Origin of the sequence: Eudoraea adriatica DSM 19308, assembly GCF_000382125.1 — a bacterium.
Taxonomy (GTDB): domain Bacteria; phylum Bacteroidota; class Bacteroidia; order Flavobacteriales; family Flavobacteriaceae; genus Eudoraea; species Eudoraea adriatica.
In genome coordinates, this window is the sequence record NZ_KB907549.1 from 483,082 (window position 1) to 498,190 (window position 15,109).

The following is a 15,109-nucleotide window of genomic DNA, read 5'->3' on the forward strand; positions in this document are numbered from 1 at the left end:
GTTATTCCTTGACCCATTTATTGGCAAATTCACAATCTCTATTTTCCACGCCTACACTTACATAAGTATCTGCAATATGATCATTTAGCCATTTTCTGATAGTATTAAACTGTTTATCCCTTAATGCAAGTTCCTGAATTTTAATATAGTCCTGGGCAAAGTTCGCTTCATGTTCGTCATATCTGTTTGTCACCTTCAGAATCTTATACCTTGGAGGACCTCCGGTTGGATCCTGCTCAAGCGTAGGCTGCGATATTTCATTATCCTTTAAGTTCCTTACCTGGTTATAGAGTGCTGGATCCATCTTAGTGAGTTCAAAACGAGAATCAAAGTTAATTGGATTTCTTAATAAGCCGCCGTCGAACTTGGTTTCTTTTTCGTCCGAAAAATTCAAAGCCGCCTCCGCGAATGTATATTTACCTTCAATCAGATGCTTTCTAATCGTGTCTAATTCAACTCTTGCTTTGTCGATAGAAGATTGAGGAATCTCCGGTTGCAACAGAATATGACGTAAGTCCAATTCCTGGCCTCTTATCTTTTCAATATAAATTATATGGTATCCAAAAGAAGTTTCAAATGGTTCTGAAATTTCTCCCTGGCGAAGACTAAAAGCCACATCCTTAAATTCCTTTACGAAAGGTGTTTCCCTTGTCATACTGTAAAAACCGCCTTTGGACTTGGAACCGGGGTCTTGCGAATACAATATAGCTTTTACACTAAAACTTGCATCATTGTCTTCGCAATCTGCTTTGATTTCATTTAGTTTATTAATTGTCTTTTGTTTCTCCTCCTCAGGAATTTCCGGAATCTTCACGATCTGAGAAATTTCCAGTTCTGCCCCAAACACCGGTTTTTCATCCGCGGGAATTTTATTGAAAAATTGTCTTACTTCTTCGGGCGTAACTTCTATTTCACTGATAATTTTTTGCTGCATTTTCTCCGAAAGCATTCTCAGCTTATTAATATTGTACAATTCTTCACGGAAATCTTCCACGCTTTCTTTATTGTAGAAATCGAGCACCTTTTCCATAGATCCAACCTGCTGCACCAACTGTTGCATTTGGCGGTCGCTTGTAGCATTTACCTCATCGTCAGATACCAAAATACTATCCTGTACGGCCTGATGAGCATAAAGACGGTCTTCCATTAATTTTCCCAATAAACCGCAATGGGTAATATCGTCCATGGCAGCCCCCTGACTACGGAGATCTATAAGGGTTTTTTCGATATCCGAATCCAGGATCAGGTAGTCTCCTACTACTGCCGAAATACCGTCAAGCTTTATTTTCTTAAACGTGTTAACCGTGTCTTTTTTAACTCCGGCATCAGCGAGCATAGGCGTTTCCGGTGGTTCTATCTGAGTATCGGGAATAGAATCATTTTCCTGTGCCCGCACACTGATAAAAACCATAAAAAAGCATAAAAAACCTAGTATGCTGTTCCTATTTCTCATAAACTTCGAATACTTTTTCCTTAGTTGCTTCATCTATAATTTCTGTTTCCAGTTTTCTTATATAGTCCAATTTTCTTCTGTTAAGAAGTACCTGCCTTATGCGGGGTTCGACATAAGAGAGTGGTGCAATTTCATTGACCCCAAGAACATCGTTTACCTTTGTCAAATATACCCCCATTGCATCCTCCAATTCAAAAAATTGTGATTTTTTTAAGTATCTGTCTTCATTATCAATATTCAGGGGTGGTATCTCTTCTATGACGCGTGAAGCAGGAACCCAAAGCGAATCATTAAAATTCAATTTTTTGAACTGCACCCCAATGGAATCCAAATACCTGATATCTTCCTGTTCAAAACGCCTTAAGCTTTCTGTAACTTCTTTGGTATTTAGAAATTGAAGGGGCAAATGAATAAACCTGAGTTTAACTATTTTTTCCTTAAGCTTAAAATTCTCTTTCTCCTTTTCGTAAAACCTGTTTAATTCTTCCTGAGTAACTATAGTATCCTCTACCTGATTGATCAATGCTTCTTTATAGGCCCTTGTATACAAATCTGTGCGGTAATTAGAAACCAATTGTTCAAATTCTGAAATCTTCTCATCCGGCAAATTAATTATTGCTTTATCCAGAAGTATTTGTTTTGTGGCCCAATTATTTATGTAATTGGTGACTACGGATGCACTATCCTGTTTTGTAATAGTATTACCCAGAACAGCTGCTACCTCTTCCCAATACAAATAAGTATCACCAACCCTGGCCAGGGGTTCTCCATTTATATCACTCTTTAAAAAGGAGTTACATGAAAATAAAAAGGCCACCAATGTGGCAATCCCCACAGATATTCTTATTTTTCCTGTCTCTTGGTTTAAAAAACGCATTCGACAAAAATAAGAATTCAATCCTGCCGGGCAAGCAATACCAATGCGGATTAACAGATTTTTAGTACGTCATTTTTTTTATTTAGTACATTAGTGGAACTAACTATAGGCTTATCTTTAAATGGTTCAATAGTATTTCCGGGTCGGGATTTGTATATAAAGGCATTTCATTAACCAAATAAACTAAATAGTCGTGGGCAGAAAAATTAAATTAATTTGGGATTTCAGAGGACCTGAAGCCAAAGAAATTGCCATACATCACAAAAGGCATTTGATAGATTTTATAGCAGCTGAAAAGCTTAGCTTAAACATTACCGGCAATACAGAATTAAGTTCCATGCACAGCATAGCATATATGGTTGTCGAAGAAGCTGATATGCCCGGCGTACGAGACGCGCTAAAACCACATAGAGGTGAAGTTTATTCGGAACAGCAGCATTAACCAAACTTCCACGTATTGAAAACTTTAAAACTAACTTTATTACTATTTTTTTTAGTTTCACTTTCATGTGAGACCAAGAAAAAAGAAAACAAACCAATGGCAACGGTTTTGGCATCTCAAAATTCATCGCTACGGAAGGTTTTGGACAATGTTGATCCATATGAAGTGCAAATACTATATACTCAAATAGACCGCAGCCCTGATAGCATTATCTTCACTGATTTTGAATTTCAACTGGATCATACGAATTATTTTTATCCGGCGAGTACGGTAAAATTACCAATTGCAGTGCTAGCTCTTGAAAAATTGAACCTTACAGATACATTAGATAGAAATACCAGGTACTATATTGAAGGAGATTCGGTTGAAAATACCTTTGCCGAAGATATTTCGAAAATTTTAGCGGTTAGCGACAACCATGCAAACAATAGATTGCTTGAATTTCAGGGACAAGATGCTATTAATGCAAGGCTGGAGGCAAAGGGCATAGCCCCTGTAAGGATTTCTCACAGGCTAGGCATACATTCAGATGATTTAACAACAAAGCCACTTGTCCTATATATGAATGATAGTACCACCGGAATATCTGAACCAATAAATAATTCAGAACCATTGCCTTTAAATCTTAACCGAATAAAAAAGGGCGTTGGATACTACAAAAAAGACTCATTACATAATGAACCATTTGATTTCAGCTTTAAAAATTACTATCCCATTGGTTCACAGCACCAGGTGCTGAAAAGAATAATATTCCCGGAGTTATTCGATGCAACCGAAAGGTTTAATCTTAGTGAGGATCAAAGAGAATTTCTGCTAAACGCGATGTATACTTTACCTAAAGATGCGGGTTATGACCAGGAAGAATATTATGACAGTTATTGCAAATTTTTTATCTATGGAGACTCTAAAGAAAATATCCCGGAACATATTAGAATATACAATAAAGTGGGGTTTGCTTATGGCACCTTAACGGATTGCGCATACATAGTAGATGAGAAGAACCAAATAGAATTTATGCTTACGGCAACCATATTAGTTAATGAAGATGGCATTTTCAATGATGACAAATATGAATATGATGAGATAGGAATTCCTTTCTTAGCTGCGCTTGGGAGGGAATTTTACCAGTATGAGCTGGAAAGAAAAAAAGCACCGTAATTACGGTGCTTTTAAATTTAATTATGTCTGGAATTAAGGCATAACCACGTCTTCAATGATATGGATAACCCCATTAGAAGCCATTACATCTGTCTTAGCGATCTTGCTGTAATTACCACTCTGATCCATAAGGTAAATCCCTCCGTCTTTAGCAACAGCTGTAAGCGTTGCGCCATTAAGGGTTGTCAGTTCGGCTTTACCGTTTCCTGCCTCCAAAGCAGCACCAACAGCGGCGGCATCAACTTTACCTGCTACTACGTGGTAGGTTAAAATTGCAGATAACTTTTCTTTGTTTTCAGGAGCTAAAAGTGAATTTAGTGTATTGGTATCTATTTTGGCAAATCCGGCATTTACCGGTGCAAAAACTGTAAAAGGCCCATCGCCCTGAAGAGCAGTTACCAGGTCTGCTGCTTTTAAAGCACTAACCAGGGTAGAGAAATCATCTACAGATACTGCGATATCCACGATGTCCATAGAATTGTCTTGAGCTGTGGTAGTTTGAGTAGAGAACATCAAAGCTACAGTTGAAAGGATTAAGAAAATTTTTTTCATGATTTGTTTAAAGATTTAATATTAGTATTTGTGTGCACTTTGCATTAGTAAATACACACAGGTGATGGCCATGGATGAGGAAAGTTATTTTTTATCATATCTTTAACACAAGTTTATGGCAACAGACCCCAATGACACCCTCTATATCGAACAACTTCTCAATGGAGATGAGCATGCACTATACCTGCTATATGACAAGTATTCGGGGGCACTTTACGGGGTAATCCTAAGAATGTGCGGGGATGAAGATATAGCTCAGGACCTTCTTCAGGAAAGTTTTATAAAAATATGGCAAAATATAGGTAGCTACGATTCCCAAAAGGGAAAGTTTTATACATGGGCTTATAGAATTGCTAAAAATACCACCTTAAATTCTCTTAGAAAATCAACCCCGCTCATCCAAACAGATGATTTAAGTGTATATGAGAATAAGAACCCTGAAGCGGAAATTAAAGATTACTCAGATTTGAATGGATTACTTGCAGAACTGGAGCCCCAGCACCAATTAGCCATTAATTTGGTTTACTTTAAAGGGCTTACGCATCAGGAGGCCCATAAAGAAATGAACGTACCATTAGGATCATTTAAATCGTATATCAGGCAAGCCCTGCTAAAATTACGTGAAAGGCGTTCTGAGCTTTTAATGCTAGTATTAGTAATCAATGTTTGTGGACATGGATAAGAAAAAGATATTAGACGATGGAATTTTAGAGCAGTATCTTTTAGGTGAACTTCCTAAAGAACAGGAAATTCTTATTCAAAATATACTCGATAAGGATGAGGATTTAAAAAGCAAATTTAATGAGATCGAAGAGGAATTTGAGAGAATTGCCTTCGAGAATGCGATTAAACCTCCGGAAAAAGTAAAAAAGGCTTTGACAAGTGAATTGGAATCATCCAAGGAAAATATCACAATCAGTAACATTAATGTACCTCAAAAAAGGAACACTCTCTATTCCGGGCGTCTCGCCGTAGCGGCAAGTATGGCTGCAATTTTCGCGTTGAGTTCATTCTGGTTGTACAATCGCTGGCAGGCTTCTGAACAAAATTTGAATAGCCTGCAGGAGCAGACTATTGCCTTGCAGGAACGATTAATGCTTCTTGAACAAAATATTGAGGTCACCACACAACGTTACATGACCATTAATAACCGTAATGTAATTCCGTTACTGCTTAAAGGAAATCAGATATTACCCGAATCGAGAGCTGTGGCATATGTCAATCATGAAACCAAGAGCGTCCTTGTAAATTCTCAGGGACTTCCACCTTTAGAAGAAGACAAAACTTATCAGATGTGGGCTGATGTGGATGGAGTTATGATTAATATGGGCCTTTTACCCGCAGACAGCGATTTGATACCCGTGAAATACATAGACAAGGCGGAATCTTTCAATATTACGATTGAACCAGCCGGCGGTAACGATCACCCTACAGTTGAAAACCTGATTTCGAATGTTCTTCTTTAAAGTGAGTTGCGTAATCCCGGTTATCCGGAAAGTCGCCTTAAACTCCCCCAACTATCAAATAACAGGTTGTCCATAAAGATCAAAGTCAGAAGCTTCTGTTATTTCAAGATCCACAAAATCGCCAATTTTGACGTAGAAGTCCCTTGCATCCACCAAAACTTCATTATCCACATCAGGAGAATCATATTCTGTTCTTCCGATAAAATAATTCCCTTCTTTCCTGTCAATGATGCAACGAAATGTTTTGCCTATTTTCTCCTGATTTAATTCCCAGGAAATGGCAGATTGGACTTCCATTATTTCATTTGCCCTATTCTGTTTTACTTCTTCCGGTACATTGTCTTCCAAATTATAGGCGTGGGTATTTTCTTCATGGCTATAGGTAAAACAACCAAGCCGCTCAAAACGCATTTCTTTTACCCATTCCTTCAAGGTTAAAAAATCTTTTTCTGTTTCACCTGGGTAACCAACAATAAGCGTTGTTCTGATAGCCATTTCGGGCACCATCTGCCTAAAATCCTTAAGCAGGCCGGTAGTTCTGGCTTTGGTTGTTCCCCTGCGCATACTCTTAAGAATAGGGTCGGAAATATGCTGGAGTGGTATATCAATGTAATTACAGATTTTTGGTTCTTCTTTCATAACCTCTAGAACATCCATAGGAAAACCTGTTGGAAAGGCATAATGAAGGCGAATCCATTCAATACCTTCAACCTTGGAGAGTTCTTTTAACAATTGCGCCAGATTTCTTTTTTTGTACAGATCCAGGCCATAATAGGTTAGATCCTGGGCAATAAGGATAAGCTCCTTTACTCCTTTAGCCGCCAATTTTTCTGATTCTGCAACCAATTCTTCAATGGGCTTACTTCTGTGTTTGCCGCGCATTATGGGTATTGCACAAAAAGAACAGGGCCTGTCACATCCTTCGGCGATCTTTAGATAGGCATAATTCTTTGGGGTGGTTGTGAGGCGTTCACCAATTAATTCATGCTTATAATCCGCACCCAGCGCCTTTAGTAAATTAGGTAAATCACTTGTTCCAAAATATTCATCAACATCAGGAATTTCCTTTTCCAGATCCGGTTTATAACGTTCACTAAGGCATCCCGTCACAAAAACTTTATCTACTGCACCTGACTGCTTTTTATCTACATATTCCAAAATGGTATTTACACTTTCCTCTTTGGCATTGGCTATGAATCCGCAGGTGTTTATAACTACGATATTTCCTTCCTCCTCATGCACTACTTCCTTCTCATTTGCCCTGAGTTGCCCCATCAGAACTTCAGAGTCATAGACGTTTTTGGAACATCCAAGTGTTACTACATTTATTCTGTTTTTCTTTACCGACTTTGTTCGCATGGATTTTCTTTAGCCGTGCAAAAATACAATAGAATAGAAGAAGGGCATCATTTTAGGATGAATTCTTCTGATTCTACCTTAAAACGTTATTCATCTTACCGTTTTAATTAAAAAATCAAATCAAATGAAATTAACAATTCTTCAATAAAACTTTTGGGGAAAAATGAGCGAGCTTATAAAATAAACTTCCTTGCGGGATTTGCTTTGCTTACTGAAACCTTTCTTAATTCAAGGAATAGGTTAATTGAAGGTTTATTCCGTAGTCCTCGTTGGAAAGCGAACTGGCAGGAGGATTGCTATCATAATTATAGTAAAAGTTAAACCCAACCTTAAAGTTATTATTAAAAATGCTAACCATTGGATTCAGATTAAAATTCATTCTGGATCTTCTGTCTCCCGTAAAATAAGGGATGTAAGTTATGTTAGACTTCAATGAGATTTTTGGACTTGTGTATTTAAAAATATCATAGGCAAGTTGAATTACTCCGGCCAAATCCTGTTCTGTCTGGCTATTTGGATCGAATGATTTTTCTGAAATACCTGTCATAGCTCCCGTAATATATAATCTGCTCCATGTATTATTCGTAATATCCTTTATTGCCCCTATAGCCAGATTGTACCTTTGCTTTATCCCCAATTGCAAATTCTGGCTCCTGCCCAGAGCTAACAATGAGGACCACTTATTTTTAAACAGGTGCTGCCAGGCAACATTAACTTGCGAGTTATTGGTAATTAAGCTATCATTCTGGTAAGACAAGTTTAAAAACCAGTCTGTATTAAATGACGTTTTCTTATTCCTGAAATCCAGATTTCCCGAGAAGGCTATGGTTGTTAAGGCGCTACTTTTTGAAAAATTACCCCCAAGGCTTAGATTGCCAGAAAATTTCTGCCAAAAATTCCCTTTTATAGGATGTATTTCAACAATATCATCAATTAATATCGATACTTTCCGGCCACCCACTGTAATAATTACTTCTCCTTCACTATCGGAAGCTTCAAAAGAAGAATAATAAAGCAGGCCATTTTTCATTAAAATCTCGAATTGCTTTTGCGAAATAATAGTACCTAAATAAGGTTCCTCAACACTTATGGTTCCCATCCCATCCATTTTCCAGGTAACGATACCATATTCCATTTTTTTAAAATCCCCCTTTAGTATATTTCCGTTTTTATGAACAATGGTGTCCGTTTTTTGCGAGAAACAGTTTAGTTGGGAAAAGATCATTACAATCAGTAATAGAACAATATGTATCGTAGTCTTCTTCAAATTCTACTTTTGTATTATCATTTATAGAACTTAGTCAATTAATGTTAAAATTCTATATGAAAAGATAAGTATTTGCTGGGGTTATTTAAAGGTCGCAGGTAGTTTTCTTATTTTGGTGGCGGTCTCAAATGCATGGCCCAATTTAAGTAAGCTACGCTCCCGGAATTGCTTTGAAATAAAAGTCAGGCTTATCGGTTCTCCGGTTTCCCTGTAGCCCATGGGCACAGTCAATGCCGGGTATTTTGCTACTGCGGCAAAACCTGCATGGTAATTGTTTATGGATAAGATAGCATCTAGCTGGTGCTGATCCATAGGGGTATCAAAAAATAATCGTCCGTTTTTCTCCAGTCTGTTTTTAATAAGCTGCAATTCATCCAATGAAGTTGAATCTTTAAGGATACCATCAAAAATAGATTGCCCGTAAGGAACACGAAGTAGTGAATCGGCCAGATTAAATTCGACAATATCCTTAAGAGTGCGCATAGGAATTACCTCCTTGTTCTGAACATGTGCATTGAGATATTCCGGTAGATCATTTTTCATATCTATATTGAGAAGTGTCAGAAACCCATCCATGGATACTTCCGGTGCAGTAAACTCAATTATTACTGCACCCAGATCTCTAAGTTTATTTGCCGTTTTCAAATAAATAGAATCTGTTTCCAGCAGGTCTTTGAAAACACCAAAACGTTTTCCTTTAAGGCTTCCCGGAACACTAACAGCCCCAACAAAATCTTCGCTGGTGCTGACTGATTTTGCATCCGCTGCATCTTTGCCGGTCATTGCCGATAATAAGATGGCGTTGTCCACCACATTCTTGGTCATTGGTCCCGGCGTATCCAACGTACTGGAAATTGGCACTATGCCTGTCCTGCTTAAAAGTCCAATCGTTGGTTTTAACCCAACAACGGAATTCTGACCCGAAGGAGAAAGAATAGATCCCGAAGTCTCTGTACCTACGGCTGCCACTGCGTAGTTCGCAGCTACTGCGGTTCCGCTCCCTGCACTGGAACCACCTGTTTCAAAAACTCGCCTTCCATACGGATTTAGTGTTTGACCACCAATAGCGCTATATCCCAAAGGACAGCCATTACACATATAGTAAGCCCATTCACTAAGATTGACCTTACCCAATATCAAAGCTTTGTTCTTCTTTAACTGCTCAACAATGAAAGCATCATTTGTTTCATTCCCCATTAAGGCAATTGCCCCGGCTGTTGTATTCATGCCTTCCGTACCAATATTGTCTTTAAGAAGGATGGGCATGCCAAAAATTGGATGTCGGTCTGCAGCAGTTAACTTATCAAGCTCCCTGGCCTCCTCTACTACATTCTCGTTTAGAGCTATTATTGTATGCAGACTCGTTTTACTATCGAGTTCAAACAGATAAATTCTATACAGAAAGAAACGAACCAGTTTTTCGTAATTAATTTTCCCGTCTTTGATATGTTGTTGAATAGTGGGAATATCCTGTTCCAGTATTAAAGGTTTTAATTGTTCGTATTCCGCCTCTGACATTTCTGCCACTTCATGGTACAGCGGCCGGAATATCTCATTCTTGTCAGAAACCCTGGATTGTATTAATTTGTATTGCATCCGGGGTTTCTCGTGATCCTGATTTGCGGCTATCTCACTGGTTTCATCATTGTCCTTCCAAAGCACAATAGAGGAATAATCTCTATTTGTAGTCTCCTTGCAGGAAATAATGACCAATAAGCCAAGTAAGAAAATTTGCTTTTTCATTGTTTCGTAGTTATTTGTTTATCCTTCCAAAGAGAGATATTTTGTTCATTCATACGAACAAATTCATCTTTATCCTCTTTTTGAGCTAATTCCAGTGATTTTTGTGCCGAAATAATTGCACTCTTGTAATCTTCCAAAGCAGCTTCAACCAAAGATTTAACCCTGTAAAAATAATAGGTATCCCCTCCAATTTCAATAGCTTTATTTAAATATAACAAGGCCCGGGAGTATAATTTTCCCTGTTCCTGCAGATAGCGTGCCGCTTCATAATAGGTTTGAGCCGTGGGGTTTTCCTTTATTCCTTTTGCAATCCCCTCCATCATTTTACTATCTGTATCTACTGCGATTGGAATTTTTATAAGCGTATGTTCCCAAATCCATAACATATTGCTAGAGTTGTGATCAATTTCATCAAAAGTGATAAGGAAGTTTTCCTGATAATCAGAATTATTCACAGGATTGATCCGGATCCTGAAGGCATCTTCCGCAGGGTCGTATGCTTTTCTTCCATCACCCCAATGTTCAGTGTTTTTATGAAAGACCACCTCCCAATACTCTTCATATGGGAAGGCATAAAGGGCATATGTGCCCTTGGGTAAATAATTACCCATAACAGATATATCGGAATCTACAGTAAATTTGGTAGACTCATTTGCACCAACCCTCCAAATACGCCCATAAGGCACCAGACTGCCAAAAATTTTTCTGCCTTTGGCTCCGGGTCTTGAATATGCAACCGTGATTTTTGTAAATCCAACGTCCTGTTCTACTTTTGAAAACGGACTGGCTACAGGAATCTCAATTTGCGCAGCAAGCACTGTTGAGCACAATAAAATAAGTATGAAATTTAAGGCTTTCAATTAGCTATACTAAAGAATGAATCCACAAATTCAAATTTGTTGAATACCTGAAGATCCTCTATTCCTTCACCAACGCCTATATATTTAACGGGAATCTGAAACTGATCTGAAATACCTATTACAACGCCCCCTTTGGCAGTGCCGTCTAATTTTGTAACCGCTAATGAAGTTACCTCTGTAGCCCTGGTAAATTCCCTGGCTTGTTCAAATGCATTTTGGCCGGTAGACCCGTCGAGTACCAAAAGCACTTCGTGTGGCGCATCATCCACCACTTTTTGCATAACGCGCTTTACCTTGCCAAGTTCATTCATTAAATTCACTTTGTTATGCAATCTCCCTGCGGTATCAATCAAAACAACATCTGCACCCTGAGTCACTGCGGAACTTAGCGTATCAAAGGCAACAGATGCGGGATCACTACCCATTTTTTGTTTCACCAAAGGGACATCCACGCGATCTGCCCATACCTGAAGCTGATCTATTGCTGCTGCCCTGAAAGTATCGGCTGCTCCTATTACAACCTGCAAGCCTTGCTGTTTAAATTGATAGGCGAGTTTTCCGATTGTAGTTGTTTTACCTACCCCATTTACCCCAACAACCATAATAACATAAGGTTTTTTGCCTTCGGGTATCCCAAATTCTTCCGCTTCACCCACATTCGTTTCTGATAAAAGGCCTGCGATTTCCTCACGGAGTATTCCATTCAGCTCATCGGTACCCATATATTTATCTTTGGAAACCCTTGCTTCTATCCGTTCTATGATTTTAAGGGTGGTTGCCACTCCAACGTCAGAGGTCACCAAAACTTCCTCCAGGTTGTCCAAAACATCATCATCTACTTTAGACTTGCCCGCTACAGCCTTGCTAAGTTTGGATAAAAAACTGGTTTTAGTTTTCTCCAAACCTTTATCCAGTGTTTCTTTTTTTTGTGAGGTAAATATTTTTTTGAATAAGCTCATAGCACCATTAAAAGTCGTTGAGCAAATATATGAAATTAAAAAAGCCGCTCTCAACAGAAAGCGGCTCCGAACTAAATTTTAGTTAGTTTGTTACTTCTTAGTCAACCATTCGTTCACCATTTCTGGTGGCATAACAGATTCTACAAAAGTATAAGCACCTGTTTTAGGTGATTTTACCATTTTTATAGCTTTGGTAAGTCTTTTGGAACTGGATTGTAAACTTGCTACCGTCTTCTTTGCCATGCTTTCTTATTTTATCTCTTTATGAACCGTCATTTTCTTTAGAATAGGATTGAATTTTTTAATCTCCAGCCTATCCGGGCTATTCTTCTTGTTCTTGGTTGTAATATATCTGGATGTACCCGGCATACCTGAGTTTTTATGCTCTGTGCACTCTAATATTACCTGAACTCTGTTTCCTTTTTTTGCCATTGTATTCTATATAATAAAGGATTATTTAATCAACCCTTTTGCTCTAGCCTCTTTTAAAACAGCAGAAATGCCTTTTTTGTTTATTGATTTAAGCGCCCTAGTAGAAACCTTAAGGGTGATCCATCTATCTTCTTCCGGAATATAGAAACGCTTTTTGGAAAGATTTACATCAAATCTTCTCCTCGTTTTATTGATAGAGAAGGATACATTGTTTCCAAACATAGCTCTCTTCCCGGTAAGTTCACAAACTTTTGACATTATGCTACTTTTTACTTGATTTTAAACAGGGTGCAAATTTAATTCATTTTTGTGTGATGGACAAAATTCTGTTCTAGAATTTTAAAATTTCTTTTTGCAACATCTGAAAAGCCTTGTGTACTGCTTTTTGCACGATTCTGGTTCGGTGATTTCCCATGGTAAATTTTTCAACTAATACATCATTCGGAGTGGCAATTGCTATGTAAACTGTCCCAATAGGAGCATCCGAATCTCCTTTTAAAGGGCCTGCATTGCCCGTTGTTGCAACGGCAAAGTCTGACTTCAGCAATTCCCTGATATTTATAGCCATCGCTTTTGCAACTTCCGCACTTACTACAGACTTCTTTTTTATCAGCTCTTCAGGCACTTTAAGAATATCTATTTTGACCTGAGTGGCATAACCTACCACACTTCCCAAAAAATAAGCCGAGGCTCCCGGAATGGCAGTGAGTTGCTCTGCAATTTTACCTCCGGTAAAACTTTCAGCCGTGGCCAGGGTCATCTTCTTAGCAGTAAGTAATCCAGCAACTCCGGATTCTATGGATCCATCCTCCTCTTCGCCATAAATGATATCCCCGATTATGGCATACAATTTTTCCGTCTCACTTTTTACAGCCTTCTCTATGAGCATCTTGTCCGGCCCTTTAGCTGTCAATCGCAATCTTACTTTACCCAGATTAGGGAGATAGGCCAGTTTAACAAAAGACGGCAAATTGTCCTCCCAATCCTCTATTCTCGCAGCTATCGCACTTTCTCCCAGGCCATAAGTCATAATTGTCTTGTGGTAAATATGCGGACGATGGAAAGTAGCGGCAATCTTTGGTATAACGGCATTGCTCAAAAGATTTTTCATCTCAAAAGGTACTCCCGGAAGGGAAATAAAAGTGGCTTTTTCCGTAGTCATCCACATTCCCGGAGCCGTGCCATATTCATTGTGCAATACCTGAGCTTTAGACGGCACAAGGGCCTGATGCCTGTTGACATCCGAAATCGGGGTAGCAATATAATTTTTAAATAACTCTTCAATATGGGCTAATACCTGTTTGTCTTCAACCAGTTTATCGTCCAGATATTCACAAAGTGTACGTTTTGTTATATCATCCTTGGTTGGGCCTAAACCTCCGGTAATAATGATGATTTTTGCTCTTTTTTCGGCATCTGAAAAAGCCTTGAGTATATGAGGCCTGTCATCCTGAACAGAAGTGATCTGGAACACAGAAACTCCTATCTTATTTAATTCGGCGGCAATAAAAGCAGAATTGGTATCTACTATTTGCCCTATCAGAATTTCATCGCCAATGGTAATAATTTCTGCTAACATCAGAAATTGAAGTCCTTTTTAAGTTCAGAAACTACCTGCTGTATATCTTTTTTCAGTAGCGGGAACTTTTTTTCAATTTCATCTTTATTTGCGGAGCTTTTACCTAAAGTTTCAATGTCGAGAGCAACCTCTCTGCTTTGCTCCATGCCCAATAAATCTACATTGGGTTTTATTTTATGTGCCAGTTTATAAACGTTTTCATAATCCCCACTTTCAATGGCAGTTTCAAGATCTTCCAAATCCTGTGGTACTTCTTCAAGGAATACAGTAATAACGGAGTTTATGAAATCTTCATCCCCTTCGGCCATCTCATTAATTTTATCTAAACTGTAGATCATTTATTTAATTTTTACTGTGAGTAGTTCTTCCCCTTCAAGCGTACCGGAAAGGTAATCATTTGCACTTATTTTACCAACCCCGGCGGGAGTTCCGGTAAAAATAATATCTCCTTTTTTGAGCATAAAGTATTTGGATACATAGGAAATCAGGGAATCTATGCTCCAAAGCATTAAGCCTGTATTTCCCTGTTGAACCAGATTACCATTTTTAAAAAGTGAAAAATTTAATTTGTTCAAATTTTCAAATTTATTCTTGTCAACCCATTTTCCAATTACAGCCGAACCATCAAATCCCTTTGAAATTTCCCAGGGAAGACCTTTTTCTTTCAACCGTGATTGCAGGTCCCTGGCTGTAAAATCTATCCCAAGTCCAATCTCGTTATAATACGTATGTGCAAACTTCTCATTAATATGTTTCCCCACTTTTTTAATTTTCACCAGTACTTCTAATTCGTAATGAATTTCGTCTGAGAAATCCGGAATATAAAAATCCTGTTCCTTCGGAAGAACTGCAGAATCGGGTTTTATAAATATTACGGGATCTTTGGGCCTTTCATTGTCCAACTCCTCTATATGATCTACATAATTACGACCAATACAAATAATTTTCATCCGTAATTTCTG

Annotated in this window: 18 protein-coding genes; 4 read left to right on the plus strand and 14 right to left on the minus strand. The window is 38.3% G+C overall.

The features are described 5' to 3' along the window. Window position 1: 1 nt before the first annotated feature. The gene (locus G504_RS0111720; RefSeq protein WP_026348540.1) at window positions 2–1,453 is read right to left on the minus strand and encodes a peptidylprolyl isomerase; all 1,452 of its coding nucleotides are present in this window, start codon (window positions 1,451–1,453) and stop codon (window positions 2–4) included. Continuing rightward, window positions 1,443–2,330: a hypothetical protein gene (locus G504_RS0111725; RefSeq protein ID WP_019670375.1), complete on the minus strand. Its 888-nt coding sequence runs from the start codon at window positions 2,328–2,330 to the stop codon at window positions 1,443–1,445. The genes G504_RS0111720 and G504_RS0111725 overlap by 11 nt, the downstream gene beginning before the upstream one ends. Before the next feature lie 193 nt (window positions 2,331–2,523). Between G504_RS0111725 and G504_RS0111730 the strand changes: the two genes are divergently transcribed. Then, window positions 2,524–2,772 carry a hypothetical protein gene (locus tag G504_RS0111730; RefSeq protein WP_019670376.1) on the plus strand — a complete coding sequence of 83 codons (249 nt, stop codon included), beginning with the start codon at window positions 2,524–2,526 and terminating at the stop codon, window positions 2,770–2,772. Between the two features lie 15 nt (window positions 2,773–2,787). After that, window positions 2,788–3,930 (plus strand): serine hydrolase, encoded by a 1,143-nt coding sequence (locus G504_RS0111735; RefSeq protein ID WP_019670377.1) that lies wholly within the window; start codon window positions 2,788–2,790, stop codon window positions 3,928–3,930. A 33-nt stretch (window positions 3,931–3,963) separates the two neighbouring features. On the opposite strand, the gene G504_RS0111740 is transcribed toward G504_RS0111735, so the two are convergent. After that, window positions 3,964–4,482, minus strand: coding sequence for a fasciclin domain-containing protein (locus G504_RS0111740; RefSeq protein WP_019670378.1), 519 nt, complete (start codon window positions 4,480–4,482; stop codon window positions 3,964–3,966). 115 nt (window positions 4,483–4,597) lie between these two features. On the opposite strand from G504_RS0111740, the gene G504_RS0111745 reads away from it, so the two are divergent. Then, on the plus strand, window positions 4,598–5,164 hold the full coding sequence (locus tag G504_RS0111745) for an RNA polymerase sigma factor (protein WP_019670379.1): 567 nt from the start codon (window positions 4,598–4,600) through the stop codon (window positions 5,162–5,164). Next, window positions 5,157–5,948 (plus strand): anti-sigma factor, encoded by a 792-nt coding sequence (locus G504_RS0111750; RefSeq protein ID WP_169336910.1) that lies wholly within the window; start codon window positions 5,157–5,159, stop codon window positions 5,946–5,948. Before G504_RS0111745 ends, G504_RS0111750 begins: the two co-directional genes overlap by 8 nt. Window positions 5,949–6,002: 54 nt before the next feature. Here G504_RS0111750 and rimO read toward each other — a convergent pair whose 3' ends face one another. From rimO to G504_RS0111805, 11 genes are all read right to left on the minus strand, one after another. Next, complete coding sequence (gene rimO, locus G504_RS0111755) at window positions 6,003–7,307, minus strand: 30S ribosomal protein S12 methylthiotransferase RimO (RefSeq protein ID WP_019670381.1); 1,305 nt, start codon at window positions 7,305–7,307, stop codon at window positions 6,003–6,005. A gap of 223 nt (window positions 7,308–7,530) precedes the next feature. Then, complete coding sequence (locus G504_RS0111760) at window positions 7,531–8,574, minus strand: DUF481 domain-containing protein (RefSeq protein ID WP_157473280.1); 1,044 nt, start codon at window positions 8,572–8,574, stop codon at window positions 7,531–7,533. An 81-nt stretch (window positions 8,575–8,655) separates the two neighbouring features. Next, on the minus strand, window positions 8,656–10,317 hold the full coding sequence (locus G504_RS0111765) for an amidase family protein (RefSeq protein WP_019670383.1): 1,662 nt from the start codon (window positions 10,315–10,317) through the stop codon (window positions 8,656–8,658). Next, a complete protein-coding gene (locus G504_RS0111770; RefSeq protein WP_240473043.1) occupies window positions 10,314–11,147 on the minus strand; it encodes a DUF2911 domain-containing protein in 834 nt (277 codons plus the stop codon). Before G504_RS0111770 ends, G504_RS0111765 begins: the two co-directional genes overlap by 4 nt. A gap of 26 nt (window positions 11,148–11,173) precedes the next feature. Then, the gene (gene ftsY, locus G504_RS0111775; protein WP_019670385.1) at window positions 11,174–12,136 is read right to left on the minus strand and encodes a signal recognition particle-docking protein FtsY; all 963 of its coding nucleotides are present in this window, start codon (window positions 12,134–12,136) and stop codon (window positions 11,174–11,176) included. A 90-nt stretch (window positions 12,137–12,226) separates the two neighbouring features. Further along, on the minus strand, window positions 12,227–12,379 hold the full coding sequence (locus G504_RS19505) for a DUF4295 domain-containing protein (RefSeq protein ID WP_019670386.1): 153 nt from the start codon (window positions 12,377–12,379) through the stop codon (window positions 12,227–12,229). Between the two features lie 6 nt (window positions 12,380–12,385). After that, on the minus strand, window positions 12,386–12,568 hold the full coding sequence (gene rpmG, locus G504_RS0111785; RefSeq protein ID WP_019670387.1) for a 50S ribosomal protein L33: 183 nt from the start codon (window positions 12,566–12,568) through the stop codon (window positions 12,386–12,388). 21 nt (window positions 12,569–12,589) lie between these two features. Next, window positions 12,590–12,826: a 50S ribosomal protein L28 gene (rpmB, locus tag G504_RS0111790; RefSeq protein ID WP_019670388.1), complete on the minus strand. Its 237-nt coding sequence runs from the start codon at window positions 12,824–12,826 to the stop codon at window positions 12,590–12,592. 73 nt (window positions 12,827–12,899) lie between these two features. Then, window positions 12,900–14,147, minus strand: a complete 1,248-nt coding sequence (locus G504_RS0111795) for a competence/damage-inducible protein A (protein WP_019670389.1) — start codon at window positions 14,145–14,147, stop codon at window positions 12,900–12,902. Next, window positions 14,147–14,485 (minus strand): Hpt domain-containing protein, encoded by a 339-nt coding sequence (locus G504_RS0111800; RefSeq protein WP_019670390.1) that lies wholly within the window; start codon window positions 14,483–14,485, stop codon window positions 14,147–14,149. The genes G504_RS0111795 and G504_RS0111800 overlap by 1 nt, the downstream gene beginning before the upstream one ends. After that, a complete protein-coding gene (locus tag G504_RS0111805) occupies window positions 14,486–15,097 on the minus strand; it encodes a fumarylacetoacetate hydrolase family protein (RefSeq protein WP_019670391.1) in 612 nt (203 codons plus the stop codon). Between the last annotated feature and the right edge of the window lie 12 nt (window positions 15,098–15,109).